The organism is Mesorhizobium sp. M2E.F.Ca.ET.209.01.1.1 (assembly GCF_004010375.2).
Classification (GTDB): Bacteria; Pseudomonadota; Alphaproteobacteria; order Rhizobiales; family Rhizobiaceae; genus Mesorhizobium.
Genome location: NZ_SADP02000516.1, coordinates 1 through 355, shown reverse-complemented (window position 1 = coordinate 355; position 355 = coordinate 1). Strand labels below are relative to the sequence as shown.

The 355-nt window shown below is 63.9% G+C and carries 1 pseudogene; it reads left to right on the top strand.

Annotated features, from left to right (window positions below):
- Positions 1–355: pseudogene (locus tag EN852_RS36720) on the top strand (hypothetical protein); the annotation flags it as partial.

The following is a 355-nucleotide window of genomic DNA, read 5'->3' as shown; positions in this document are numbered from 1 at the left end:
CCCGGTACCGACAGGCTGGTGTTCTTCTCCAACTATGGCGGCAGCTGGGAAAGCTACCTGGAAGACTTCATCGCCAAGGCATCCGAAGGCCTGACCGGGGTTTGGAGCAATACAGTGGGTTATCCGCGCACGCGCTGGCTATTCCTCGACGGTGCGCGCGACGGTGACCGCTTCAAGCGCTGGGCGAGGCGCCAGCAAGTGCCGACGCTTTTCTGGTACTAGGCCTATCCGCATCTCAACACCGCGCGCCTTCGCATCAATTCGCGGATCAGGCGCGGCATTGCGTCCGCCACCGGCAACGAGGCTCGCGATTGGCTGAGCCTGTTCGGCTCCTTGCCGCGCCCTCAGGCGCGAC